16 protein-coding genes are annotated in these 24,313 nt (G+C 55.7%); 3 read left to right on the forward strand and 13 right to left on the reverse strand.

Annotated features, from left to right (window positions below):
• Positions 1–79: 79 nt before the first annotated feature.
• Positions 80–628 carry an RpnC/YadD family protein gene (locus tag FE784_RS04105; RefSeq protein ID WP_139600859.1) on the reverse strand — a complete coding sequence of 183 codons (549 nt, stop codon included), beginning with the start codon at positions 626–628 and terminating at the stop codon, positions 80–82.
• Between the two features lie 84 nt (positions 629–712).
• Positions 713–1,990, reverse strand: coding sequence for an adenylosuccinate synthase (locus FE784_RS04110; RefSeq protein ID WP_139600860.1), 1,278 nt, complete (start codon positions 1,988–1,990; stop codon positions 713–715).
• Between the two features lie 135 nt (positions 1,991–2,125).
• On the opposite strand from FE784_RS04110, the gene FE784_RS04115 reads away from it, so the two are divergent.
• Both FE784_RS04115 and FE784_RS04120 read left to right on the forward strand, forming a co-directional pair.
• Entirely contained in the window at positions 2,126–3,004 is an 879-nt protein-coding gene (locus FE784_RS04115; RefSeq protein WP_139600861.1) for a LysR family transcriptional regulator, read from the forward strand.
• A 94-nt stretch (positions 3,005–3,098) separates the two neighbouring features.
• Positions 3,099–4,727: a catalase gene (locus FE784_RS04120; RefSeq protein ID WP_139600862.1), complete on the forward strand. Its 1,629-nt coding sequence runs from the start codon at positions 3,099–3,101 to the stop codon at positions 4,725–4,727.
• Between the two features lie 580 nt (positions 4,728–5,307).
• On the opposite strand, the gene FE784_RS04125 is transcribed toward FE784_RS04120, so the two are convergent.
• The 3 genes from FE784_RS04125 to FE784_RS04135 form a co-directional block, all read right to left on the reverse strand.
• Positions 5,308–5,745: an Hsp20/alpha crystallin family protein gene (locus tag FE784_RS04125; RefSeq protein WP_139600863.1), complete on the reverse strand. Its 438-nt coding sequence runs from the start codon at positions 5,743–5,745 to the stop codon at positions 5,308–5,310.
• 90 nt (positions 5,746–5,835) lie between these two features.
• Positions 5,836–6,786, reverse strand: coding sequence for a carbon-nitrogen hydrolase family protein (locus tag FE784_RS04130; RefSeq protein ID WP_139600864.1), 951 nt, complete (start codon positions 6,784–6,786; stop codon positions 5,836–5,838).
• A 27-nt stretch (positions 6,787–6,813) separates the two neighbouring features.
• A complete protein-coding gene (locus FE784_RS04135; protein ID WP_176705962.1) occupies positions 6,814–8,136 on the reverse strand; it encodes an ABC transporter substrate-binding protein in 1,323 nt (440 codons plus the stop codon).
• Between the two features lie 372 nt (positions 8,137–8,508).
• Here FE784_RS04135 and FE784_RS04140 point away from each other — a divergent pair, with 372 nt between their 5' ends.
• On the forward strand, positions 8,509–9,891 hold the full coding sequence (locus FE784_RS04140; protein WP_176705963.1) for an extracellular solute-binding protein: 1,383 nt from the start codon (positions 8,509–8,511) through the stop codon (positions 9,889–9,891).
• A 183-nt stretch (positions 9,892–10,074) separates the two neighbouring features.
• Here the strand turns inward: FE784_RS04140 and FE784_RS04145 are convergent, their stop codons facing one another.
• From FE784_RS04145 to FE784_RS04180, 8 genes are all read right to left on the reverse strand, one after another.
• A complete protein-coding gene (locus tag FE784_RS04145; RefSeq protein ID WP_139600867.1) occupies positions 10,075–12,204 on the reverse strand; it encodes a right-handed parallel beta-helix repeat-containing protein in 2,130 nt (709 codons plus the stop codon).
• A gap of 44 nt (positions 12,205–12,248) precedes the next feature.
• Positions 12,249–13,556, reverse strand: coding sequence for an ABC transporter substrate-binding protein (locus FE784_RS04150; RefSeq protein ID WP_176705964.1), 1,308 nt, complete (start codon positions 13,554–13,556; stop codon positions 12,249–12,251).
• A 268-nt stretch (positions 13,557–13,824) separates the two neighbouring features.
• Complete coding sequence (locus tag FE784_RS04155; protein WP_139600869.1) at positions 13,825–14,721, reverse strand: AraC family transcriptional regulator; 897 nt, start codon at positions 14,719–14,721, stop codon at positions 13,825–13,827.
• A gap of 590 nt (positions 14,722–15,311) precedes the next feature.
• A complete protein-coding gene (locus FE784_RS04160; RefSeq protein WP_246131893.1) occupies positions 15,312–17,399 on the reverse strand; it encodes an ABC transporter ATP-binding protein in 2,088 nt (695 codons plus the stop codon).
• Positions 17,400–19,172, reverse strand: coding sequence for an ABC transporter ATP-binding protein (locus tag FE784_RS04165; RefSeq protein ID WP_139600870.1), 1,773 nt, complete (start codon positions 19,170–19,172; stop codon positions 17,400–17,402).
• 503 nt (positions 19,173–19,675) lie between these two features.
• Positions 19,676–20,704 (reverse strand): SGNH/GDSL hydrolase family protein, encoded by a 1,029-nt coding sequence (locus tag FE784_RS04170; RefSeq protein WP_139600871.1) that lies wholly within the window; start codon positions 20,702–20,704, stop codon positions 19,676–19,678.
• Positions 20,705–20,864: 160 nt separating this feature from the next.
• Positions 20,865–22,715 (reverse strand): right-handed parallel beta-helix repeat-containing protein, encoded by a 1,851-nt coding sequence (locus FE784_RS04175; protein WP_139600872.1) that lies wholly within the window; start codon positions 22,713–22,715, stop codon positions 20,865–20,867.
• A gap of 20 nt (positions 22,716–22,735) precedes the next feature.
• Entirely contained in the window at positions 22,736–24,055 is a 1,320-nt protein-coding gene (locus tag FE784_RS04180; protein WP_139600873.1) for a type 2 periplasmic-binding domain-containing protein, read from the reverse strand.
• Positions 24,056–24,313 lie beyond the last annotated feature (258 nt).

The raw sequence follows: 24,313 nt of genomic DNA on the forward strand, positions 1-24,313 counted from the left end.
CGGCAGCCGCATTAAGCTTTCTGGAACGTTAAAGATGCTCTCCAGCGGGAGAGCATCTTTAACGCATTCGTCCGCCGCATTACTTTTGCTTGCTTTTCAACAATGCAATCGTGTCCATCGACAGTCCCGTTACTTTGGCTACAAGAGTCGCGTCCAAACCTTCGCGCAGCATGTTCGCGGCAATTTCGCGTTTCTCGTGTTCAATGCCTTTTTCTACGCCTTTTTCTATCCCCTGTTCAAATCCTTTCAACATGCCCTGTTCTTCGATCCATTCCAAGTTCCGTTCCAGATTGGAGATCACGGCCTTCAACCCTTTCTTCCGAATATCCGATACGATGTTCTGAACATCCAGCTCTTTGTCCTTCGTCTTCAGCAGCCTTAGCAAAATATGCTCCAGCCAAACCGCAAATTGCTCCCGCTGCTCGGCAGGCGTACGATCAATGGCCGGAGCAAGCTTTCGAAACAAGCCCACCAATTCGCTGATCTTCAAATCCGACTGCTGCTCGATAAGAAACACCGAGCCGAACAGGTTGGATAACTCCTCGAGATCCTTTGGCGTACATGAGGATTGTGGACGGGCTCCTTCTGTTCCGACATCTTCAGAACCTCTTCTTGGTTTTAGCTCCATTATACCATACACGAGCAAAGTTGCATGATTCGATTGCGCTGTGCGACATAATGCGGATCACAGTTAACGAACCCGGTCCCATCTTCACCGCTCGAACATCTGCTCCCTGCGGGGCCCGACCGATACCATCCGCACCGGCACACCGATCAGCTCCTCGACGCGACGCACATAGGCTTGCGCCTCCGCGGGCAATTGCTCGAACGAGCGCACATCCGAAATTCCCGTTCGCCAACCCCGCATCGTCTCGTATACCGGCTTCGCCGATTCCAGCTGCGCGTTGACCGGGAATGCGTTGGTCGTTCCATGATCGGTCCGATACGCGACGCACAGCCTGATTTCGTCCAAATAGCCCAGTACGTCGAGGTTCGTCAGCGCTACCTCGGTCGCCCCCTGCACCATGCAGCCGTACCGCGTCGCTACCGCATCGAACGAGCCGACCCGGCGCGGCCTGCCGGTCGTGACTCCGTATTCGCCGGCGTCCCCGCCCCGTTTGCGCAGCTCTTCCGCTTCCTCGCCATGAAGCTCCGTAGCGAACGGCCCGGTGCCGACACAGCTGGAATAGGCCTTCGTCACGGCGACTACGCGGTCTATCGCATAAGGAGGAAGTCCCGCCCCGACCGAAGCGAATCCGGCCAATGTCGAAGAGGACGTCGAGTACGGATAAATACCGTGGTCCGGATCGCGCAGCGCGCCGAGCTGGCCTTCGACCAATATCGAATCGCCCCGCTTCCACGCCGTCTGCAGCAGCTCGGTTGTGTCGCATACATAGGGCTTCAACCGTTCCGCGTCGGACAACAGCTCCTCCGCCAATGCGGCGGCATCGAGCTCCGGCTTGCCGTACAAATGCCGAAGCAGCACGTTTTTCGCTTCGAGCGCCGCTTCCAGCTTGCCCAACAGCCTGCTTTTATCGAACAAATCGGCCACCTGGATGCCCAGCTTCAAATATTTGTCCGCATAAAACGGCGCGATCCCTTTCTTCGTAGAACCGAATTGCCGGTCGCCCAGCCGCTCCTCCTCCAAACCGTCGAACAGGATATGATACGGCATGACGAGCTGGGCCCGCTCGGACAGTCTCACATCCGGGACGGGAACTCCCTTGTCCGCCAAATTGTCCAGCTCCGCGAAAAAATCTCCGGCATGAAAAGCCACTCCGGGTCCGATCACATTGATCGTTCCGGGACGGCATACTCCCGACGGGAGCAAGTGCAGCGCAAACTTGCCGTATTCGTTTATAATCGTATGTCCCGCATTGCTTCCGCCTTGAAACCGGACCACCATATTCGACGTTCCCGCCAAAGCGTCCGTAATTTTGCCTTTTCCCTCGTCTCCCCAATTCGCACCGACAATCGCCGTAACCGGCATAATGGCATAACCCCTCTCGTTCTTGGCATCTTCCTTGCAATCCGATTATAATAAAGCTGTTACCATAAATAAAATGAATAGTATTGATAGCTGATATAAATTGAATTAATACTAAATGGACAAAGGATGTTCGCCATGATCGAAAATATGGAATGGTACCGCGCGTTCTACGAGGTAGCCCAGACGGGCAGCTTCTCCAAGGCGGCCGAGCGTCTGTTCATCACGCAGCCTGCGGTCAGTCACGCGATCAAGCAGCTTGAATTCCGGCTCGGGGGCGCGCTGTTTTTCCGCACGTCCCGCGGGGTCAAGCTTACGGCCGAAGGGGAAGTCCTCTTGAAGTTCGTCTCCCAAGCGCATCATTTTCTCGAGAACGGGGAGAAAAAAATAGCCGAAATGCGCAAGCTGATGGCCGGAGAGGTGAAAATCGGGGCAGGCGATACGCTGTGCCGCTACTATTTGCTCCCTTACCTGGAATCGTTCCACCGCGATCACCCGAACGTCAAAATTCAGGTGACGAACCGGACGACCCGGGAGACGGTCGCGTTGCTGAAGGAAGGCCGCATCGACTTCGGCATCGTCAATTTGCCGATCGATGACCGGCAGCTGCAAATTCGCGAAAGCATCGCGCTGCATGATTGCTTCGTCGCCGGACCGGCGCATTCCGCCACAGCCGCGCTTCCGTTAAGCTGGGAGCAGCTGGCCCGCCTCCCGCTGCTCATGCTGGAGCGGGGCAGCAGCATACGCCGCCACGCCGACGCCTTCGCCGAGCGGCAAGGCGTCCGCCTCCGCCCGGAAATCGAGCTCGGCAGCATCGAGCTGATCGTCCAGTTCGCGCGCATCGGCCTCGGAGTCGGCTGTGTCATTCGCGAATTCGTGGCCGGAGAGTTGGCTGACGGGACGCTTCGCGAGCTGCCGCTGGAGGAAGCTTTGCCTGCCCGACGCGTCGGTCTCGTCACTCTGCGCGATGTCCCGCTGTCCGCAGCCGCACAGCGATTGCTGGAACTGCTGCCCTGACCGGTAGCCGCCTTTTTTCTTGTTGGATGCATATTCGGTGCCGCATGGGCAAAAAATGGATTTGTTCGCAAAAATTGCCCAGGAGGATTTACAAATGAATTCGGACCAAATGCACGGAACGAACGCCGCCGGAGCGGGAAGCGCCGCCGATCCGAGGATGGGGTCGGGCGAAGGCGAGATGACGCTTACCGATCGCCAAGGGCACCCGATCTCGGACAACCAGAACATCCGCACGATAGGAAGCCGCGGACCGTCCACACTGGAAAATTACCATTTTATCGAGAAAATATCCCACTTCGATCGCGAGCGAATTCCGGAGCGCGTCGTGCACGCACGCGGAGCCGGCGCTTACGGCTATTTTGAAGCGTACGGCAAAGTCGGCAGCGAGCCGATCGCCGCCTATACCCGGGCCAAGCTGTTCCAGGAGGCGGGCAAGCGCACTCCCGTATTTGTCCGCTTTTCTACCGTCGTGCACGGCGGCCATTCGCCGGAAACGCTGAGGGATCCGCGAGGCTTCGCCGTAAAGTTTTATACGGAGGACGGCAACTGGGATCTGGTCGGCAACAATCTGAAAATTTTCTTTATCCGCGATCCGTTGAAGTTTCCCGATATGGTACATTCGTTCAAGCCCGACCCGGTGACGAACATCAACGACCCGGAAAGAATGTTCGACTTCCTGTCCAACTCCCCGGAAGCGACGCATATGGTGACATTCCTCTTCTCCCCGTGGGGCATTCCGGCCAATTACAGGCAAATGCAGGGCTCCGGCGTCAATACGTACAAGTGGGTAAATGAGGAAGGCAAAGCCGTCATCGTCAAGTACCATTGGGAGCCGCTAAAGACGGCGATCCGCAACCTCACGCAGAAGGAAGCCGACGAAATACAAGGAAAAAACTACAGCCACGCTACGCAAGATTTGTACGAGGCGATCGAACGAGGCGATTATCCGGAGTGGGAGCTGGCCGTGCAAATTTTGAGCGACGACGAGCATCCCGAGCTCGACTTCGACCCGCTGGACCCGACCAAGCTGTGGGATGCCGGGCAGTTTCCTTTTTTGCCTGTAGGCAAAATGGTGCTGAACCGGAATCCCGAAAACTATTTCGCCGAGGTGGAGCAAGCCGCCTTCGGCACCGGAGTGCTGGTCGACGGGCTGGACTTCTCCGACGACAAGCTGCTGCAGGGCCGCACGTTTTCCTATTCGGATACCCAGCGGCATCGCGTCGGGACCAATTATTTACAGCTGCCGGTCAACGCCCCGAAGAAGCATGTGGCTACCAACCAGCGGGACGGACAAATGGCTTTCGTGGTCGATCGGGCGCCGGATCAAAACCCGCACGTCAATTACGAGCCGTCCTCGATCGGCGGACTGAAGGAAGCCGTCCCTACTGGCAAAGAACACGAGCCGGCCTATAGCGACAAGCTGGTCCGCCGCAAAATCGAGCGCGCCAACGACTTCAAGCAAGCCGGGGAAACGTACCGCCGCTTCGAAGATTGGGAGCGCGAAGAATTGATCGCCAATTTGACCGATGCGCTCCTTGTATGCCGTCCGGTCATCCGCGAGAAAATGATCGAATATTTCACGAACGCCGACCCGGACTATGGCCGGAGAGTGTCCGAAAGCTTGGCGAAGGCGGGCTCGATCGGCGAACGGATGGGCTCGGTCTATGAGCAGCAAGGCGTAGAGATGGCCGACGAAATGGGCCGCAGCACGGACGGGTATTGACGCTTCGACGACGGCGGCGCGACTCGACTCGACCGGCCGCGTGCGGCGCTTGCGCTGACGTGTCCGGGGGGACGTCCCGCTTCAAACCGGCCGCTCGCGCGGGCTCCAGCTCCCCCCGGATCGGGCTTGCTCCGGATCGGCCGAGAGTACCCGGCCTAGGCCAACGATCACGGGAAATAACGGAATTTAATTCCTCTATTCCCCGTTTTTTTGTTACTTCGAGAAAATAGAGGAAATTTATTCCGCTAATGTTCTCCTATGCTGGTATCGGAACGGTGAAATGAAGAAATAGCGGAATACAGTTCCTCTATATGCTGAAAGTTTGTTGTTTTCGCGCAAATACCGTACTGGAGTTCCGCTAATAGTTGGAGCTGCTCGAACGCAGACCGCTAAAGCTGCTCGAACGCGGACCGACTCGCATCCGGTTGTGGGGAGCGGGCTTGTTCGCCGCTCACCCGACTGCACGAAACCGATAGCCTGTCATCGGCTCAACTATAAGCGCCATGCCGAAAAGCCGAAACCGCCGCGACCAAATAGGTCATGGCGGTTTCGGCCGAATCGGAGCCCTGCCGCGTCGGGCTCAGTGGAACTCGATATCGATCTGCTTTCTCGGCGGCGGCTGCAGCTTCCGCATGCGGATTTCCAGAACTCCGTTCCGGTAGCTCGCTTTGATGCCATCCTCGTCGACGGCGGACGGCAGCGTGACCGACCGGTGAAAACGCCCGAAGAAGCGTTCGCGCTGATGCATCTGCTCTTCCTTCACTTCATGCGTCCGGTTGATCGAGCCGGCTAAGGTAAGCATATTGCCCTGCACGTCGATTTGCACGTCTTCCTTTTTCTCCAAGCCCGGCAAATCGCACGAAGCCACGACTTCCTCGGCCGTTTCGTGCACGTCGATCCGATGCGCGCCAAACTGCTGGTCCCCGCGCACGAATGCGGGAAAGTCGTTGAACAAACGGTCGAAATCTCGTTTCCAGCCATCCACATTGCGGAATGGCTCGAATGGAATCAAAGCCATGATCGGCATCCTCCTTGGGAATTGTCGTTCATGTACAGGTTTCCATTGTATGGACAAAGGTATGCATCGCCTGCCGGGGCAAAAGCCGGTTTACGGCTCCATATGTCCCGGGGCGCATCGATGGGTCAAAGACCGGCTGAAATAATCGTCCAGAAGCTCCAGTTTGAACTCGGAGATCACCTCCCGAACCGTAAACTCATCCGTTTCGCTGGAAAGGAGAACCGAACCGAGCAGACCGGGATCGTGGATCTTCACCTTGGAGCCGTATTTCTGCTTGATCGCCCGGAAGTGGGCGCCGTTCTCGTCAATGTGCAGGACCGCACAGTCCAAATTGACCGTGGTCGTCACGTACGGGTAATAATTCGTGCTTTGGGCTACCGTTTCGCCGAGCGGCGAGACGATCGAGCACGGCAAGCCGGCGATCGATCCGACGAAATGGGCGCGGCACGAATACGCCCAATAATTTTGCATAAGCGCCCCGTGATACATCGACGGGAAGACGATCAAGTCGGGCTTCGCCTGTACGTATTTCAACCTCAGCTCGTCAAAGTTCAAATCGAAGCAGATGGCGCAGGCGACCCGCCCGAAATCGCACTCGAACACGGGGGCATCCTTGCCGTACAAAATGCCGTTCAGGTTGTACTCGTTGGGGACGAGATGATTTTTGTGATAAGTGCCCGTCACCCGACCTTGCCGGTCGATCAGCTGCGCCGTATTGCGCCAGCTTCCGTCTTCGGCTTGCATGTGGCTCGGGTATACGATGTTGCAGCCATGCTTTGCGGCAATGCCGGCAAAAAAGTCGCGTATCCGGTTGCCCCGCACCCGGTAATACTCCATCCGCCGTTCTGTCGGATACGACGATTTGCTCGGTCTGTCGCACGCCTCCGGCAGGACGATCAGATCCGGCTTGTCGGGAAGCACGAAACCGAGCATCCGCTCCCAATGCGCGATCATCCTTCCGACCGCTTCCTCCGCCGGGACGGTTGCCTCGATAACGCAAGGCGCCGGACCGAGACTGCTGATTTTTACATAGTTGGCCATCTCACGCACTCCTTCTCCCTATATCGTTTATTTCGTTTTCTGCTTCAATTCCTCCAGCGCCTTGTTCAGCTTCTCGTCCGCCTCGCGCATCGCCGTGTTGATATCTTTGCCGCTGTAAACGATTTCGTCGAACGCATTATTGGCGAAAGTATGGGCGGCTACGCCTCCGAACGTCTGGATGCCGGCCATCTTCGGTTTCGTGAAGGCGACCATATTTTTCGAAGCCAGCTCCGGGTAGGTTTTGCCGAATTCGTTATGAATCGGCTGGCTCGTCAAAACGGACATCCACAAATGGCGCGACATGTCGAGCTGCACCTCGTCGGACAGCATGACGGAAATGACTTTGAAGGCGGCCTCCTTCTGCTTGGCGCCGTTCGGGATCAGCAGGAAATTGGGGTCGACCCGGGCTCCGTAGCCCGGAGCTTTTTTATTCTGCGGATACGTCACGATATCCCAATTGAGCCCCGGCACGGTCCTCATCGATCTTGCACGCGTAGCGGAACTGGCGATCATCGCCAGGCTCCCTTTCGTGAACAGGCCCAGATTGTCGGTGCCTTTCGGCGGAAAGCCAGGGACGTTGTACAGACTGTACCATAGCTCATACAGTTCCTTCCAGCCGGGAGACTGCAGCATGCTTTTGTTCGTCTGCACATCGACCCAAGGCAAGCTCAACTGATAGGCTCCCCGGAAAATATTGTCCGGGTACAAGCCATAGTAGGATACGCCGCCGTCGTCTCTCCTGAATTTGACCGCCAAATCGCGGATTTCTTCCCAAGTCATATTGTCTTTCGGATACGGCGACGCCATCTTGTCGAACAAATCCTTGTTGTAGAACAAGGCGAAAGCCTGATTGTAGAAAGGGAGTCCGATCAAATCTTTCCTGCCCGTCGTACTCTTGATCGTATTCAATATTTCCGGATTGATTCTCGCCGTGTCGAATTTGTTCGTCTTGATCAGTTCCTCGATCGAATATTCCAGCCCGAGCTCCGCGTACTGGGACAGATCCAGCGCGCCGTTCATATACAGGTCGGGTATTTCCCTGGCGGCGACGAGCTCCGTAAGCGTCGTCCCTTTCTGGCTGAAATCGATCCGCTCCACCGTAATATGAGGGTATTTTTTGCTAACCGGGACTTTGACGAAGGTATCGAAATCCTCCGCTGTAATCAAACTGCCGCTCATCGCGAATTTGACCGTTACCGGTACCGGCGGCTTCTCCGCCTGTGTCGTATCGGCACCGTCTTTCCCCGACGCCGGCTCTCCCGCGCCCTTCCCGTCCGAACATCCTGCCAGCGTCGATACGATCAACGCCATTGCGCATACTGCGACCGTCCCCCGAAATCCCACTGTCACCGCACCCCCCGAACTTGGTTCCTTGCCTCTTCCCTGAATGGTCCATTCCGGATAAAAGTATGAAACTCGTTCCCCCGTCGATGCCATGCTTGCAAATCGGACATGCTCGCATTATCGCGGCACTAAGCTCATTGACGTCAACACCTCACTCTTTGGTATTTTCTTGGTATGTTATTGATTATATGCCGCCATTGAAACCGCTGTCAATACATGAAATCCATATGTCCAACTGTCGATCGATCGCACCGCGCCATGACAAAACGGTCCATTTGAACTATAATAATAGATGAAAAAGGACGACATGCCTTTGGCCCAATAACATACCAGCGTCCTGTCATGCAGCATTTGATTTGGATCACACGGAGGATAGCCATGAACGTATACGAAGCGAAGACGACTCCCAAGGCCAGACTCCTCAAAATGGTCACGACATTGCGCGAGGAAATCGTTGCCGGCAAACGCAGGGAAGGCGAATTTATTCCTTCGGAGCTGAATTTGTGCGAGCAGTTCCGGCTAAGCCGCAGCTCCGTTCGCAAAGGACTCGAGACGCTCGTGGCCGACGGCTATATCGAGAAGGTCGAGCGGATCGGCACGAAGGTCAAGAAGCGGCCGCAGTCGGATACGGTCAACTTGATATTCGGCATCTATTCCAGCCTGCTGAACGAAGTCAATCTGCAGGAGCTTATCGACGTCTTTCACGGGAAATACCCCAATATCCGCATTCAGATGGTCGATCATTATTTCCCCAACAACAGGCCGGCGATCATTAGCCATACGCAAACGAAAGGCATCGACGTCATGATCGTCAACGCCTACCATTTCGAGACGATCGAGGGGAATGGGCAGGAGGAGCATTTGCTGGAGCCGCTCGAAGCGAATGCCGGCATTTATCCTTTCCTGACCGAGCACTTTACGAAAAACGGCACGCTGCTCGCCCAACCGTTCATCTACTCCCCGGTCATCCTGTGCTACAACAAAGACCATTTCCGCGAGTTGGGCTTGTCCGAGCCGGACAGCAGCTGGACTTGGGAGGACGTAAGGACGGCCGGGAAGCGGCTGTCCAATGGAAACGACAGGTACGGACTGTATTTCCACGTGCTGTCGGATAACCGCTGGCCGTTGTTTTTGCTGCAGAACGGAGTAACCTTTCAGAAAAACGGACAAGGAAAATACCAGTTGGACGACCCGAAAATCAGGGAAGGCCTGCAATATTGCATGGACCTGATGAACGATCGCGATTTGTTCCCGGCCTATTTGTCGGAGAGCAATGTCGACGTGGAGGCGTTGTTCCTGAAGCAGAAAGTATCCATGATCGTCGTAACCTACAACAGCCTGAACGCGCTCCGCGACGCGCCTTTTGCCTACGATATCGCACCGTTGCCGTATTATCGCGAGCCGAAAACGCTGCTCAGCCTGATCGGATTGGCCGTGAACCGGCAATCGAAGCAGCAGGTCGCCGCCAAATTGTTCATAGACTTTCTGGTATCGCACGAATCGCAGCTGTCGATCCGCAAAAATACGATGAATATTCCCGCGCTGAAAATCGCCGCCGAATGGAACGGCGATGAAACGGTCGGCAATCGGCCTTCCCGCTTCCATCTGTTTCGCGAAATTATGCCGACGTTCCGCTTCTTTACGGAGCTGAACGTCCCGTTCACGAGCTTCTCGCTGATGCGGGACGAGCTGAAATTTTACTGGGCCCGTCTGGACGACCTGGATACCGTGCTGCAAAGGATGGAGGACAAGCTTTCTTAAACGCTCCGGCCCCGACCGTACGGCAAAGGAGAGCTCGCCCTTCCGCCGGCTTGCAACGGCAAAAGAGAGCTCGCCCTTCCGCCGGCTTGCAACGGAAAACGCGAGCTCTCCTTGTCGGATTTCTGTATGACCGCAAAATAGGGGCGAGCTCATCGAACGAACCGAACCGAAATCCTCGGGTCTCTAGCTCTCGATCGCGCCGAATCGCTTCCAGACGCCCGGGTTGCCCGCGGTTACGCAGACGAAGGCCGCATACCCTCCAGGCGTCGCGCTTCGAATCGTCACCTTGTCCCCTACGGCCCAGCGGCCGGCGGTGGGCGCCGTATCCGAGGCTTGATCGTAAACGAGGCGAGCCGGGTAGTAGGTCCCTTTCACTTTGTCCAGGTCGACATCAACAAATTTCATGCCCGCGCCATTGGAGCTTGTCACCACATACGAATTGGGGGCGGCCCCGTTAAACACGTACATGTTCGCTCCGGGGTTTCCGATGATCGTGTCGCCGACCGCAAGCCGGTCTATTTCGGCGTTCAAATCGCCCAAAGAAAACTTGTATGCCGACAAATAGTTGCGAATCGTATTTCCTTGAGAAAGAATGGTTCCGACCGGCCCCATGACGATCCCGGTACCGACACCCGCTATGCAGTTGTTTTCCACGTAAAGCTCTTCGAGCCGCAAGGCGACGACGCCGTTCCCCCTGTTGGCCGGAGACGCGATGTTGTTGCCGGATATGACCATTCGTCCCCTCTTTTGGTTGTTCACTTTGTACAGCTGGATGACATTTCCAAACGCTTTTGACCGCATGCTGTTGTTCGTAACTTGAAAATTCGCTTCGGACGCGATGGCCGTATCATCCGAATAATCGTTCAAATAAATGAGATCGGAAGCGGGCTGATTGTCTGCCGGGCTGCGATCGTTCTCCATTATGTTGTTGTCGATGGCGATGGTCAATGGCGGAACGCTCGTTCCCGGGTTCCAATCCATCAAAATCATTTTGAAAGCCGAGCTATGGATATTGACGACCTGAAGCGTACTCCGGTTGATGTAGCTTACGGCAAACGAAAGCCGGTTGCCCGCAATCGAAACGTTCGAGCCGCGCGTAATTTTAACGCAATATTGATAAATTTCCGTAAACACATTGTCGGCCAAATGCAAGTTGGAGCAGCCGAGATTGGACAAAAAACCGTAATAGGTCGGCAGCGACTGCTGCCCCCCGACCGTCGATATGCCGCTGTCCCTTTTGCCGTCCACCATATTTCCGACGATCGCCGCGCCTCTCGCGTTGACTTGTATGCCCGCCCAGGCGGCGGCGCGTATCGTGTTGCCGACGATGGTCAAATTCGAATGACGCGCCGCGTTTTCCATCAAATCGGCGGCAATGCCCCTACCGCCCATATCGCTGATAACATTGTCGGCAATCGTAATATTTTCGCAATGCGTTCCGCCCGGAGTCGCGTCTTCCCCATACCAATTGTCCAAACAAATGCCGTTTTCCGACTTCTCGATCATGTTGTTCGAGACGATCACATCTTTGCATTTGGAAATGTAGATGTTGCCGGAGCCTTCGCCGTTGCGCGTAAAATAGCAATTCGTCACCAGCACGTCTTTGCAGCCGTAAATGGCGAGCGTAACGCCTTGTCCGTCGATCACTCCCGCCGGTGGAAAGGAAACCCCTGCTCCGGTCACTCCTTCTATCGACAACCCGTCGATCGTAATGCTTCTTTTGTCCTTGGCGTTCAGCATGTTGATCCCGGTCGGGTTCGATTCCATAAAAATCTTCGCAGAGCGGGTTCCGCGAATGCAGGAACGATCCCGCAAAAAGAGCGGATTGCCGATTTTATAGTCGCCCGGCGGAAAATAGACGTTCGAGTACGAATCAATCGCAAGCTGTATCGCATTCGTATCGTCTGCGACGCCGTCACCTTTCGCTCCGAACCATTTGACGTTCGCCGCTCCATCGAACGTTCTGCGGTACCGGGCCCCCGAAGCGGAAACGAGAATCGTCCCCGTATTGTCCGCCGACACCGTATCGGCGGCATCGTATACGAAAAGCCCTTCTTGTCCGGCATCCGTCACATAATAGACGTCATCGGCAGCTGGAGTAGTCCAGGAGCGAATTTGCGCGATCGTGGCCGGTTCGACGCAGCGGGAACATCCTCCGTTGCCGCCGTATACGGCTCCCGATACCGTCTGTTGTCCTTTTCCTTGCGCCGATCCGAACGCCGTTCCGCCCAGCGCCGCCGCTGCGCCCGCCATCCCCATCGCCGCCAACAGCTTGCGTCTGCTCATCGTTTGCTCCATCCGAGCTTGTTCCATACGCGATCAACTCCCATAATCATAATAGGATTTGGAAATTTGGTTTATTTGGCCCGTTCTTCGGCGATTTTCTTGTCGGCAGCTTCCTGGGCGTCTCTCAGCGCCGTGTTCAGATCCTTTTTATTCGCCAGCATGCTGCTCAGCCCTTGGGCTAATAACGTGGAGGAAATGACGTCATAGTCCGTCGGCGTTACCATCCGGGCCGGCTTGCTCTTAAGCGCCGCAGTCAGATCTTTGCCCTTCATGACCGCCAGCTCGCCGCCGAATTGATTTTTGATCGCATCGTTGTTCAGCACGGTCAATCTGCCGTTTTTGGTGATCGTAGTCTGGACTTCTTCGCCTGCCAGAGCGTTCAAAATCTCGAAAACCAGTTCTTTATGCTTGCTCGTCTTGGATACGGTCATCAGGTGGAAATCGACCGCTCTTCCTATTCCCGGTCTGCCCTTAAAGCTTGGGTAAGTCGTCATCCCCCAGTTCACGGGCTGTCCGTTCTTCTCGAGCTCCGTCAGAGGGCCGATCGCATTGGAGATCCACTCCGCATTCATGGCGAGCGTGCGATCTTCCATAAACGTTTTCAGCGCCGCAGGCGTTTTGCCGTTGTCCGAAGCTCCGGGTATGGCATAGAAAGGCGCCATAAACTCGAATACTTGTTTCCATTCGTCGTTATGGATGGTCGCTTTATGCTTCTCCTTATCGGCATAGGCGAGGGATAGCTGATCGCCTACTTGCTTGATGGCCGGCATGATGATGCCCCGGAACTGGGTCGTTCCGTCCATTCTCGTCAGTTTCTTCGACAGCTCGAGAATGTCGTCCCATGTGGACATTTCTTTGGGGTACGGGACTCCGAACCGATCGAAGACATCTTTGTTGTACAATAGGGCGGCGAAATTAAGCGAGAACGGGACGGCATACGTATTCCCTGCGGTTCCGTACTTGGCCAGGGCGTCCACGACCGAGGGCTCGAAGCGGTCCAATTTCATGTCGTCCTTCTTCATAGACTCGTCCAACGTTTCCGCCAACCCCATCTTGATGACGACTGGCAGCGAATAATTACTGGTGAAAATAATGTCCGCCTGATCCCCGGAAGCGAGCATCTGCTCCAGCTCGCTTGCATTGGTAGTCTTCGCGCTCACGAAATTGATCGTGACGTGGGGAAACTTACTTTTGACGGGCTTGGCGATATACTGGTCGAACTCCTGCTCCGTAAGTCCCGCGTAATACCGGAACAGCGTAAGGGATACGGGTTCCTTGGCCGGGACCGGATTCGCGGCCGAGTCTTTGGGCTCCGTATTGGAGCAGCCTGTGGCCACAGCGGCGGCCAGCACCGCCGCAATCGTTATTTTCTTTATCATGGGACACCCCTTCTGAATTAGATGCATTCGTGCATCGTCGGGCCGACAACCCGGTTCCGAATGTTGCGAAACGATCGTATCGTATACGGATTTCGCCACGACTCCTTAGATAGCGCTTTCGCGATTTTTATCACGCGTCGGCCCAAGCCTTTCGTTCCGTCATTCTGAAGTTGCGGATGGGAGGCAAGCGCTTACTCGCTTGCCCGGGGGCGGAGCCCTTGAAGATGTTATCGGTTCCGGCATCCCGGTTCGCGGCATTTCTATATTTTCAAACGTTAAGCCGGGCTTCCGAACGATACACGCTTGGCGGACATCCGACCGTCCTTGCAAACAGCCGGTTGAAAAAGGAAGGGCTTTCGTACCCGACGAGAGCGGCAATGCCGATAATCGTTTCGTCCGTTTCCCGCAGCAATTGCTTTGCCCGTTCCATCCGATTGTGGTGCATCGTTTCCATGACGCTCAAACCCGTTTCATTTTTCAATATCCGGTTGAGCTGTCGGGAGCTGACGTGGAACAATCGGGCGATCGATTCGACATCGATGGCTTGAAAGCAATGCCTTTCCAAATATCCGCTAATGCGCCTGGCTCTCATATCGTCATCCACATCCGTTATCCCTTCCGCAACCGTTTCGTTTAGCTGCTTCTTATAGTACCGTGACAGCAGCACGAGAATTTCGACAAGCTTCATCTTGATTAACGTACGGTAGCCGGCGCTCGTCTCCTTCCATTCCTCGATCATGCCCTCCATTAGATGCAGGACGGTAGCGGATTCGCGGCCCGCAAGCCGAAGCCGGTGGTGAAAGCGCTCTCGGTCGTTCAGAAAAGGAAGCACGTACAAAAAATCCATCGCTTTCATCAACTGAAGCTCGTGCAGCAGCGACTCGTGAATGAGAGCGGGAGTAAACAAGCAGTTGATAATCTCCAACGTTTTCCCGTTCCTGATTCTGTAGGTGTGCACCTCCCCCGGATTAATGATAAACACGTCGCCGGGTCCGATCGAATAGCGCTCGCCCTCGAACTCGTGGATCGCCTCGCCTTTCTCCACATACACCAATTCGACGAAATCGTGGAAATGGGGAATGCGGTCCGAATCGTGACGATACTTTTTGATCCAGAACGGAAATTCGGCATCCATAAACATATGGGTCGCATACTTGAACGCCATGCCGTATCATCATCCTTTGAATGGTTTCGTTTATCGCCTGCATCCGACTTTCGTTTTGTTCATCCCTTACTCCCGCCCCCTCGCAACGGATGGACACCTCCTTTAATCGGACACTTCTACTGATAGGATAGAGCGAATGGCTCTTGTTATCAACGCCGATTCAGACATCGCATGCATCCGTTTCGGACACCGTGGAATAGCGATGAAAAAAAACTACGGCAGCTTAATCCGCATACAACCTGGATGCCCTTTTGATGAGGCATGAGCAACACATTGCCGTATATAAAGGAACTGGATTCCGTTATTGTCCCGAATTTCGCTCCACCCCTGAATATAACGGCACAGGCTTCCGTTATTTCGATCTATCAGGGTGAAAATGGGTAGTGAACAGCAGAATAGCGGAGCGGATTTCCGTAATGTTGGTATCGACACTGGGAATGGGGTCAATAAGATACGCCAGTTCCGCTATTCCATGGATTCGGGTCTCCCGAGCGCCGGTAAGGCGGCAAGCCTTCACCGATCATCCGATGCATGCACTTCTGTACGCGAATTATGCTGTCGTAGAAAAAAAAGAGAGCTCGCGCTCCCCGTCAGCCTGTGACGATGGGCGCAAGCTCCCCTTGTTGAATTTGAACCATTTGATAATATTTCCCTTGCCGCCGCATAAGCGTATCGTGACTGCCCCGCTCGACGATTCGGCCGCGGTCGAGCACGAGAATCAGATCGGCGTTCTTGATCGTGGACAGCCGGTGAGCGATGATGAACGTCGTCCGGCCTTGCTTCACGACCTCCAGCGCATTCTGGATAAGCGCCTCCGTCTCGGTGTCGATGTTGGATGTCGCTTCGTCCAAAATAAGGATGGCCGGGTCGAACGCGAGCGCCCGCGCGAATGAGATGAGCTGCCTCTGTCCCGCGGACAGCGTGCTCCCCTTCTCGATTACCGGCTCGTCGATGCCCTTCGGCAAATGCTTGAGCAGCCGCTCCGCTCCAACATCGGCAAGCGCCTGCTCCACCCGCTCCCGGGTTATTCCCGGGTCATCGAGGGAAACGTTGGAGGCGATCGTTCCGGTGAACAGGAACGGGTCCTGCAGCACGATGCCCATATGCTCGCGCATCGTTTGTCTCGGCATTTCCCGGATATCGACGCCGTCAATCGTGATCTTGCCCCGGGTCGCGTCGTAAAACCGGAACAGCAAGTTGAGAATCGAGCTTTTCCCCGAACCGGTATGACCGATCAGCGCGACGGTCTGGCCTTGCTTCGCTTCGAACGAGATGCCTTTGAGCACGTAGTCGTCTTCCTTGTAGGCAAACGAAACGTCGTCGAACTTCACATTGCCCTCGAAGCGCTTCATGCTCCGGTCCGATACGTCCTCGCCCTCCTCGTCCAGCAGAACGAACACCCGCTCCGCCGATACGAGCGCCGTTTCCAGATTCGGCAGCTGATTGACGATATTGACGATCGGATTGAACAGACGGTTCAAATAATCGACGAAGGCGTACAGCACCCCGAGCGTCACGACCGACTCCGGACTGCTCACCGCCTCGCCGCCGAAATACCAGATGAGCGCTACAAGGGCGATATTCCGGATGACGCCGACCAAATTGTAGCCGGTCCACGAGTTCAGACCGAGCAGCTTGTTGCGGAACGCGAACAGCCTCGCGTTGATCGCCTCGAACTCCGCCTCCATCTTTCGCTCGCCGCGAAATGCCTTCACGACCTGCATCCCCTGAATCGACTCGTTGATTACGCCGTTAATTTCGCCCACGGCGGAACGGATCGTCCGGTTGTAACGCTTCGCTTTTCTCCCGTACACGTAGATCCATACCGCCAGCACGGGAAGGATAAACAGGCAGATGGACGCCAGTCTGGCATCGAGAACGAACAGAGCGGTAAAAATGCCCGCCATATAAATCGTCCCGGTGAAAAAGTTGGCCAGTACCGTCACGTACAGCTCGCGAATCGTCTCCGTATCGTTCGTAATGCGCGAGACGACTTTGCCAGCCGGCAAATTATCGAAATAGCGAATCTGCAGCCGGTTCATTTGCCCGAATACGTCGGAGCGCATATCGCGGATAATCCGGTTCGAGGCGGCTTGCAAAACATAACGCTGGCCGTACGAGAACGCCGCCGATACGACGAGCAGCCCGAAGTAATACCAGCATAGCCGGATCAGCCCGCCGAGCTCCGGCCGGAAGAACGCGTACAGCTCCGCCGAAGCAAGCTTGCGCGCGTCGTACAGTCGTTCCTCCGAGCCTCTCTTGATGTGCAGCTTTCCGTCAGGCGTCACGCTTCTCGCGCCGTCGAAGGCAACCGGTCCGGCAATGAAATAATAATTCCGGTCCGCCTGCAGCACTCTCGCTTCCGCTCCGCGCGGCTCGCCTTCCCCGAAATGATCCGTTCGCTTGAATGTGGCTCCGTCGTAACCGACCGCATAGGGGCCGTCCGCCTCCGTCCGGTGCCACGGCTTCTCGATGCCGGTAATGTGGACGTCGATCAACCGTTTCGCCACAAGCGGCCCCGCCAGCTCCGTGCCGACGGCGACGGCGAGCATGAGCAGCGCGAGCAGCAGTTGCGTTTTATAATGCAGCGCGTACTTCACCAATCGTTTCAACGTCTGAAGCTGGTTCCCCGTAGACCGGTCGAGCTCCAGATCGTAATGTTCCGTTTCATCGTTCACTTATTTCTCACCGCCTTCCGATCGTTTCGCTTCCACCTGCTGCTTCTCGAACTGCTCTTTATACCAGCCGCCCAGCTGCATCAGCTGCTCATGCGTGCCCTGCTCGGCGATTCTTCCTTCGTCCATGACGACAATATAGTCCGCCTCTTGAATGGCCGACAGACGGTGCGTGGCGATCAAGGTCGTCTTTCCGGCGCGCGCGGTGCGGATGTTCCCGACGATTTCCGCTTCGGTACGGGCATCGACCGCGGACAAAGCGTCGTCCAGCATCAGGATCTGCGGATCGGCGATCAGCGCCCGCGCGATCGACACCCGCTGCTTTTGTCCCCCGGACAGCGAAACGCCTTTCTCTCCGACCGTCGTCTCGAGACCTTTCGGCAAAAACGCCATGTCCCCCGCCAACGCCGAGTTGGCGATCGCGCCCTGCAGCTCGGCTTCTGTCGCATCGCCGCTGCGGCTGCCGAACAATATGTTCGCCCTGACCGATCTGGAGAACAGGAAATGCTCCTGCGGCACATAGCCGTACCACGATTTCAACCGGTCCATGTCGATGCGTTCGACCGGAGCGCCGGAGACGGACACCGTGCCTTCGCCCGGCGGATATTCCCGCAGCAGCTGCTTGATCAACGTCGTCTTCCCGCTGCCGGTTCGTCCCGCGATGCCGAGCGTCCGGCCGGGCTCCAGCTTGAACGAAACTTCGCGCAAATTGTCCACCGCGGACGACGGATAGCGGAACGTTACGTTGCGGAATTCGATTGTCCCGGGACGCTCTTCCACCGGGACCGTCTCTTCGCGCTCCGGCTCCGCCACGTCCGGCTTCCAGCCGAGCGAAGTATGGACGCGGTCCAGCGACGCGTTGCCGCGCTGCATAATATTGATCAGCTCGCCGATGGCGAACATCGGCCAGATCAGCATCCCCAAGTATACGTTGAACGAGACGAGACCGCCGATCGTCAATTCGTTGTGATACACGAGATAGGCGCCGTAGCCGAGACCGATCAGGTAGCTCGCTCCCGTCAATATTTTCATCGTCGGCTCGAATAGGGCATCGATCCGCACGACCGCCAGGTTTTTATCCAGCACGTCCTTCGTCACGGCGGCGAAGCGGCTCTCCGCCGCTCGTTCCTGGACATAGGCGCGGATGACCCGGATGCCGGATATCGTCTCCAGCACGCCGTCGTTCATCGAGCCGAAGGCGTCCTGCGCGTCCATAAACCGTTTATGAATCCATTTGCCGTAAATGCTGACCAAAATCGCCATCAACGGCAGCGGCAAAATCGCCGCCAGCGTAAGCTTCCATGAGACGAACACGCACATCGTCGCAAGCAGGGTCATCATCCACAGCGTAGAATCGATGAATGTCAATATGCCGAAGCCCGCCGTTTGCGCTACCGCCTGCAAATCGTTCGTCGCGAGCGCCATCAGGTCGCCGGTCCGGTTCCGCTCGTAGAAAGTCGGCGTCATTTTCAGAAAATGCCGCATCAACCGCGAGCGCATCAGCCGCTCGACCACGAACGCCCCTCCGAACAGCTTGTAATGCCACACGAAATTGATCAAATAGGCGCAGGCCGTAATGGAAAGCAGCTGCACCAGGGTGAGCCGGATCGTTTCCCAGTCGAGTCCTCCGATGTTGATGGCATCGATCGAGCGTCCGACCAGCATCGGAGGAATGATCTCCAATATGCCGGAGATGACGATCAGGACGACCGCGACCGTATATCTCTTCCATTCTTGCTTGAAAAACCAGCCCAGCTTATGCAGTACGGAAAGCATTCTCTCTAACTCCTCTCCTCATCCCCGGGGGATGCAAACCTTTGGCGTCCGACGACTACACACCTAAACTTCTCCAACAACAAAAAACACACCGCCCGCGAGCGATGTGCATGCCGTATCAAGAAGGCGCACGCCACGAGCTGACGTGACTTGCGCCTTGAATACCGAGGATGTTCGGAACGCCGAATTTAACGCGTCCGTGCCGTTCTCCCGTCCGTCAAGGATACCCTGTCACGTAGGATGAAATTCCGTATAGCTTCATGCCGACCGGCATTGCGGCGGAATTTATCGTTATTCATGACGGCTGCTCCTTCCCGGGCTCACAAATGATGCTTACATAGGATACGTTATCACGGGCGGATTTCGTCTGTCAATCGTTCGTAAGTCGAAAAAATGATTAAAACGATTCGCGCCCGTACCGAAAATGCTCAATAAAAGCAAATAAGACGCCGAAGGACAATGCGCTCCCTCGGCGACTTTGCTTTCTTAAACTTGCTTACCCGTTACCCGTTGGTCACGGCTTGTCCGCGGATCAACCCGTAGCTTTCCACAAGCGGCTGCATCGCTTTATCGCCGAAATTTTGACCCATGATCGCGTAGCCTTGACCGTTCGGATGGAGGTTATCCGGCAAATGCTCGGCCGACTGCTCGTCAAAAATAGTCAATCCTTTGACGTAATGCAGATGCTTGTCTCCGAGGGCGGCCATACTCGCTATCGCTTCCTCGATCTCCGCCCGCATCTCGATCAGGGTAAACCCTGCCGTATTTTTCACGTCCTCGCGCGGCGGCGACCAGATCGGCGACATCAGCACGATCGGCGTGTCCGGATGCTTCTCTCGGATGATTTGCACAAATCCGATTACGGCCGATTGGAACGTCCGCTTATTCAGCGTATTGCCTCCATAGACGTTAATGCCCAGGCAAAGCGAGATGACGTCCGCCTCCAAATCGCGGATCAGACGGGCTACCATCGGCTCGATATGGCAATTGCCGGAATAGCCGAGACACGTCAAATGCAGGCCGAACCGGCGCGCCACGATCGCCGGCCAAGTCCGAGCCGGGCTGAATGCGGCGTTGCATTGCGTGATCGAGCTGCCGTATGTAATCCATTTCGGCCTCGAATCTTCCGGTATATGCCATCCAGCTCTTTCATCGATGCGAAGCGCTTTCACGACGGTCGGCGCTTTTTGCGGCAAATAGATCTCGATTAGCTTCTCGCTGCCCGGCAAGCCGTCAAACGTAACGACGGATTCGCCCGCCTCCACGATTTGCGTTTTGACAAGCTCTTTTCCAATAACGAGATCAAGCTGGACCACAACCTCCACCGGTTCGATCTCGACCGTTACCGATGTCGTATCGCTTGCAAATCCGATGCGCACCCCGGCCGAGAGATGCGCCGTATTGTTAATCCCGTTCGGCGGAAACAAAGCGTACTCCTTGTACGGAATTCGCCATGGCTTGATTCCGCCGCCAACCTGCTCCAGAGAGACCGCTCCTTGAAACAAGGCACGATCCAATTCGATGCTTTGCATTCGATCCTATCCCCTCTCCAATGATCGTCTCTTCCTAATGTACAGGCAGAAGGCCGGTCATGCAACCTAAATATTCCCACCGTCCATGAACGAACCCTCCCTGCTATTCCGACATCAGGGAGGGAATATATCCGCAACGACAAAGAGTAGCCGAATCCTGCTAAAGAAATCCGATTATATACCTGAGCGGGTCGCTTGCGCTTACAAGGGTAATCTGATTGTTCGTGTCGATCGACGCAATGAGCTTGCCGTTGGACGTGGCCACATTCAAATAGTCCGTCCCGGGTCGGAAGCCGGACGTATACCAGCCCCTTGCGGTTTCGTGGCGCAGATCTCCCCCGGAGACGGAGCCGGTCGCCACGATCAAGCTTCTATACTTCGTTATATCGTCACTCAGAGCGATCGTCCCGCTCGTCGCGTTCAGATTGGCGGTCAAAAACCGCTCGCCGTTGTCCGCAACGACCACCGTATCGGCCGCATCGCTGCGGATCGTACCGGACGCGCCGGGAACCGCCGAGTTGCCGCTTATTCTGACGTCGGTGCTGCCTGCCGGAATATAGACGGCGTATTTGTAATTGTTCGCATAGCCGGCATTGCTGATCGAATTGCCGGAAATATCGACGTTCGCGCAGCCATCGGCGCGAATTCCGTAGTATTGGTTGTTCTGCGCCTGACAGACGCCCCGGAATACGTTATTTCTCAGCACGATATCGTTTGTATTCGTTATATATGCCCCTTCGCGATTGGCTGCCGAACTGTAATTCCCGTCGATGACGATACCCGATCCTCCGATTACGCGGATGGGAGAGTTGGCCACATTCGTGACGACGTTGTCGGACACGGTCACGTTGACGGAGGGCTCGTCGAAAACGCCGGCCGCCGTTTTGCGGGAAATGGTGATGCCGTGCAGGCTTGTTTGGCGAACCGTGTTGCCCGAAATGATCGTATTCCGGCAAGAATATGCGGCAATACCGGCACTGCCCGCATTCTCGATCGTATTCCCCGTGACAACGGCGTTCCGGTAGCTTTCCGGCTTGATCGCGATATCGGCTATGTTTCGGAACAAATTGTTGACGATCCGGATATTGTCGTGAAATATTTGGCTGCCCGCGCTGTCGTATTTGGAGCCGTGGGTGCCGACCCCTCTATGCCCGTTAACGAATGAGCAGCCTTCGATCAGCACGTCTTGGCAAGGGGTATCGTCAAACGCTCCGAAAGTCGGAAACGCCTCGGCCGTGGCGAAATCGATCTGTACCATCTCGTACTGGCCGGACGACGCGACGACTTGGTCCTTGAACGTGCAGTGAAGCAGCTTGACGTTGCGGCTGGAATTGAATTCGATGATATGACCGTTATGGCCGTTGATGAAATGGACTCTCTCGATATGAACGCCGTCGGCATGGGCGATGCCGAACGCCTGGAAATTGCGCGCCGGGTTGGTTGGCGGATTCGATTCGCCGCACAGATCGATCGTCCCGCCTATGACGGAAATGTTGCCATCGCCTTCGTAGCCGTTGGCATAGTAGTCGTCGCCCATGTCGCCGTTCACGAACAGCTTCAGGTTGGAATCGGGATTGCCCATTTTCTTCAGCACGGCCCCGTCTTCCATCCGGATATACGTATTTTTGTGAAGACGGAGCACCCGTGTGATGACATACGTTCCGGGAGGTACATAGACGACTCCGCCGCCGCCCTCTTTCACCTTGAGCAGCGCCTGCTCGAAAGCCGCCGTATCGTCCGTTGCACCGTCTCCGTTCGCCCCCAATCGCCTGACATCGTAAACGTGCGCCGGATCGTGCTTGCCCGGATGCGGATTGCCGGAGTAAACGCTTTCCGTCACGGAATGACCTCCGCCCTCCTCTTTATCCTTCTCCGTAAAAGGCTTGCCTTGAGCCATTGCCGCTCCGACGGAGCCGACGGCCATGGCGGCGCCCACGGCGCCAAACGTTTGCAGCAGCTTCCTTCTGCTGAGCTTCGACTTCGAAGCGGGGTTATCCCGATTGGACGACATCTTTCTCCACCTCGCGGCAATTATTGGCCTTTCGCCTTAATATCGCTGTTGATCTTCTCTTCCGCATCCCTCAGCGCCGAATTGACGTCCTTGTTTTTCTGGAACATATTGCGAAGCTCCGCTTGGATGACGGTCATCGCGCCCGTATCGTACAGCGACGGCTTATACGGATCGGCGGTTGTCGTCTTGAATACGGCCGCGATGTTTTTGCCTTTCAGGAACGGCAAATCCTGGCCGAACGCCGTCTTGTATTTGTCGTCTTTCATGATGCTGTTGCGGCCCTGCTTCGCCATATCGAGCTGAACCTCGTCGGAGATCACCGTCTGGATAACGTTGTACACCGCATCCGGATATTTGCTCGCGCTCGTCGGTACCATGATGTGCAGATCGGGCCCCATTCCTTTCCCGGGCGCTTCGGGGAACACCGGATATGCCGCGAAGTCCCATTTCAGGTCGGTCAGCTCGCCCAATCGCGCGGTGGTAATGATGTTGACGTCCGCGAGCATGGCGAGCGTCCGGTCTTTCGTGAACGCGTTGATGCCCGACGTTTTCCAGGCATGCTTTTCATTGCCCGGAATTTTGTATATATCGGCCGCCTGCACAAGCACTTTTTTCCACAGCTCGTTATTGATGACAGATTTGTTCGTGTTCGTATCAACGAAAGGCAAGGACAGCTGCATGGCCATCCGCTCCGGTACGTTCGGCTCCAGCCCGCGATATTGGGTCGTGCCGTCCAGCCTCGTAAGCCGCTTCGCCAGCTCCGTCGCCTCCTGCCACGTCATGCCGTCCTTCGGATAAGGGACCGCGAATTTGTCGAAAATGTCTTTGTTGTAGTACAACGCGCTGAAGCTTCTCGTGTACGGAATCGCGACCAGATCGTCTCTCTGCGCGGCGGCTTTGATCGCTTCCAGCGACTGGGGCTCGAAGCGAGTCAAATCGACGGAGTGCTTCTTCAGCCCTTCCGTCATGGACGTCAACAGCTTCGCGTCGCTGATCGCGGGAATCCCGTTGACGTTATTCGTGACGATGATGTCGGGAACTCCGTTCGAAGCGATCATCTCGGGGATCAGCTTGTCGTCGTAGTCGATTCGTTCAGTCGTAATCCAAGGATATTTTTTGACGACCGGATCGGCAAAAAATCGCTTGAACTCTTCATCCGTCAAATAGCCGCTTTTTTTGACGCCGATTTTGAGCGTAACGGGGGCGTGTTCTTCTTTCTTGACCGCTGTCTTCGGATCGGCGGATTGCGAGCAAGCTGCCAGCGCGGCTATCGCTGCAACCGGGATTGCATATCGCAGCGTGCTGCCGGCCGTTGTTTTTACATTTCTCCAATTAAACATGTACGAGGACTCCCTTCGGAAATACGCTTTTTCGTAATCGATTACATTTCGGGAAACGCTTAGCGGTTGCTGTATGAATCCATCTTGCACGTACGATCTCCGGCTTTGCTCACCCCCTTAGCTTAATTCATACGTGACGGTTCGGGAAGCGGAAACTTCGCGGGCTGTTTCCGTAATCGATTACATAGTAAGCTGCACGCGATTTCCCGATCAACACCACAATAGCAGCGTATTGTAAAATCGGATGCCGGTTTTCGT

Source organism: Paenibacillus hemerocallicola, assembly GCF_006265175.1.
Classification (GTDB): domain Bacteria; phylum Bacillota; class Bacilli; order Paenibacillales; family NBRC-103111; genus Paenibacillus_AB; species Paenibacillus_AB hemerocallicola.

Coding starts and splice junctions, on each gene's coding strand:
- FE784_RS04105 (WP_139600859.1), bottom strand. CDS start 628: ATGGAGCTAAAACCAAGAAGAGGTTCTGAAGATGTCGGAACAGAAGGA.
- FE784_RS04110 (WP_139600860.1), bottom strand. CDS start 1,990: ATGCCGGTTACGGCGATTGTCGGTGCGAATTGGGGAGACGAGGGAAAA.
- FE784_RS04115 (WP_139600861.1), top strand. CDS start 2,126: ATGATCGAAAATATGGAATGGTACCGCGCGTTCTACGAGGTAGCCCAG.
- FE784_RS04120 (WP_139600862.1), top strand. CDS start 3,099: ATGAATTCGGACCAAATGCACGGAACGAACGCCGCCGGAGCGGGAAGC.
- FE784_RS04125 (WP_139600863.1), bottom strand. CDS start 5,745: ATGGCTTTGATTCCATTCGAGCCATTCCGCAATGTGGATGGCTGGAAA.
- FE784_RS04130 (WP_139600864.1), bottom strand. CDS start 6,786: ATGGCCAACTATGTAAAAATCAGCAGTCTCGGTCCGGCGCCTTGCGTT.
- FE784_RS04140 (WP_176705963.1), top strand. CDS start 8,509: ATGAACGTATACGAAGCGAAGACGACTCCCAAGGCCAGACTCCTCAAA.
- FE784_RS04145 (WP_139600867.1), bottom strand. CDS start 12,204: ATGGAACAAGCTCGGATGGAGCAAACGATGAGCAGACGCAAGCTGTTG.
- FE784_RS04150 (WP_176705964.1), bottom strand. CDS start 13,556: ATGATAAAGAAAATAACGATTGCGGCGGTGCTGGCCGCCGCTGTGGCC.
- FE784_RS04155 (WP_139600869.1), bottom strand. CDS start 14,721: ATGGCGTTCAAGTATGCGACCCATATGTTTATGGATGCCGAATTTCCG.
- FE784_RS04165 (WP_139600870.1), bottom strand. CDS start 19,172: ATGCTTTCCGTACTGCATAAGCTGGGCTGGTTTTTCAAGCAAGAATGG.
- FE784_RS04170 (WP_139600871.1), bottom strand. CDS start 20,704: ATGCAAAGCATCGAATTGGATCGTGCCTTGTTTCAAGGAGCGGTCTCT.
- FE784_RS04175 (WP_139600872.1), bottom strand. CDS start 22,715: ATGTCGTCCAATCGGGATAACCCCGCTTCGAAGTCGAAGCTCAGCAGA.
- FE784_RS04180 (WP_139600873.1), bottom strand. CDS start 24,055: ATGTTTAATTGGAGAAATGTAAAAACAACGGCCGGCAGCACGCTGCGA.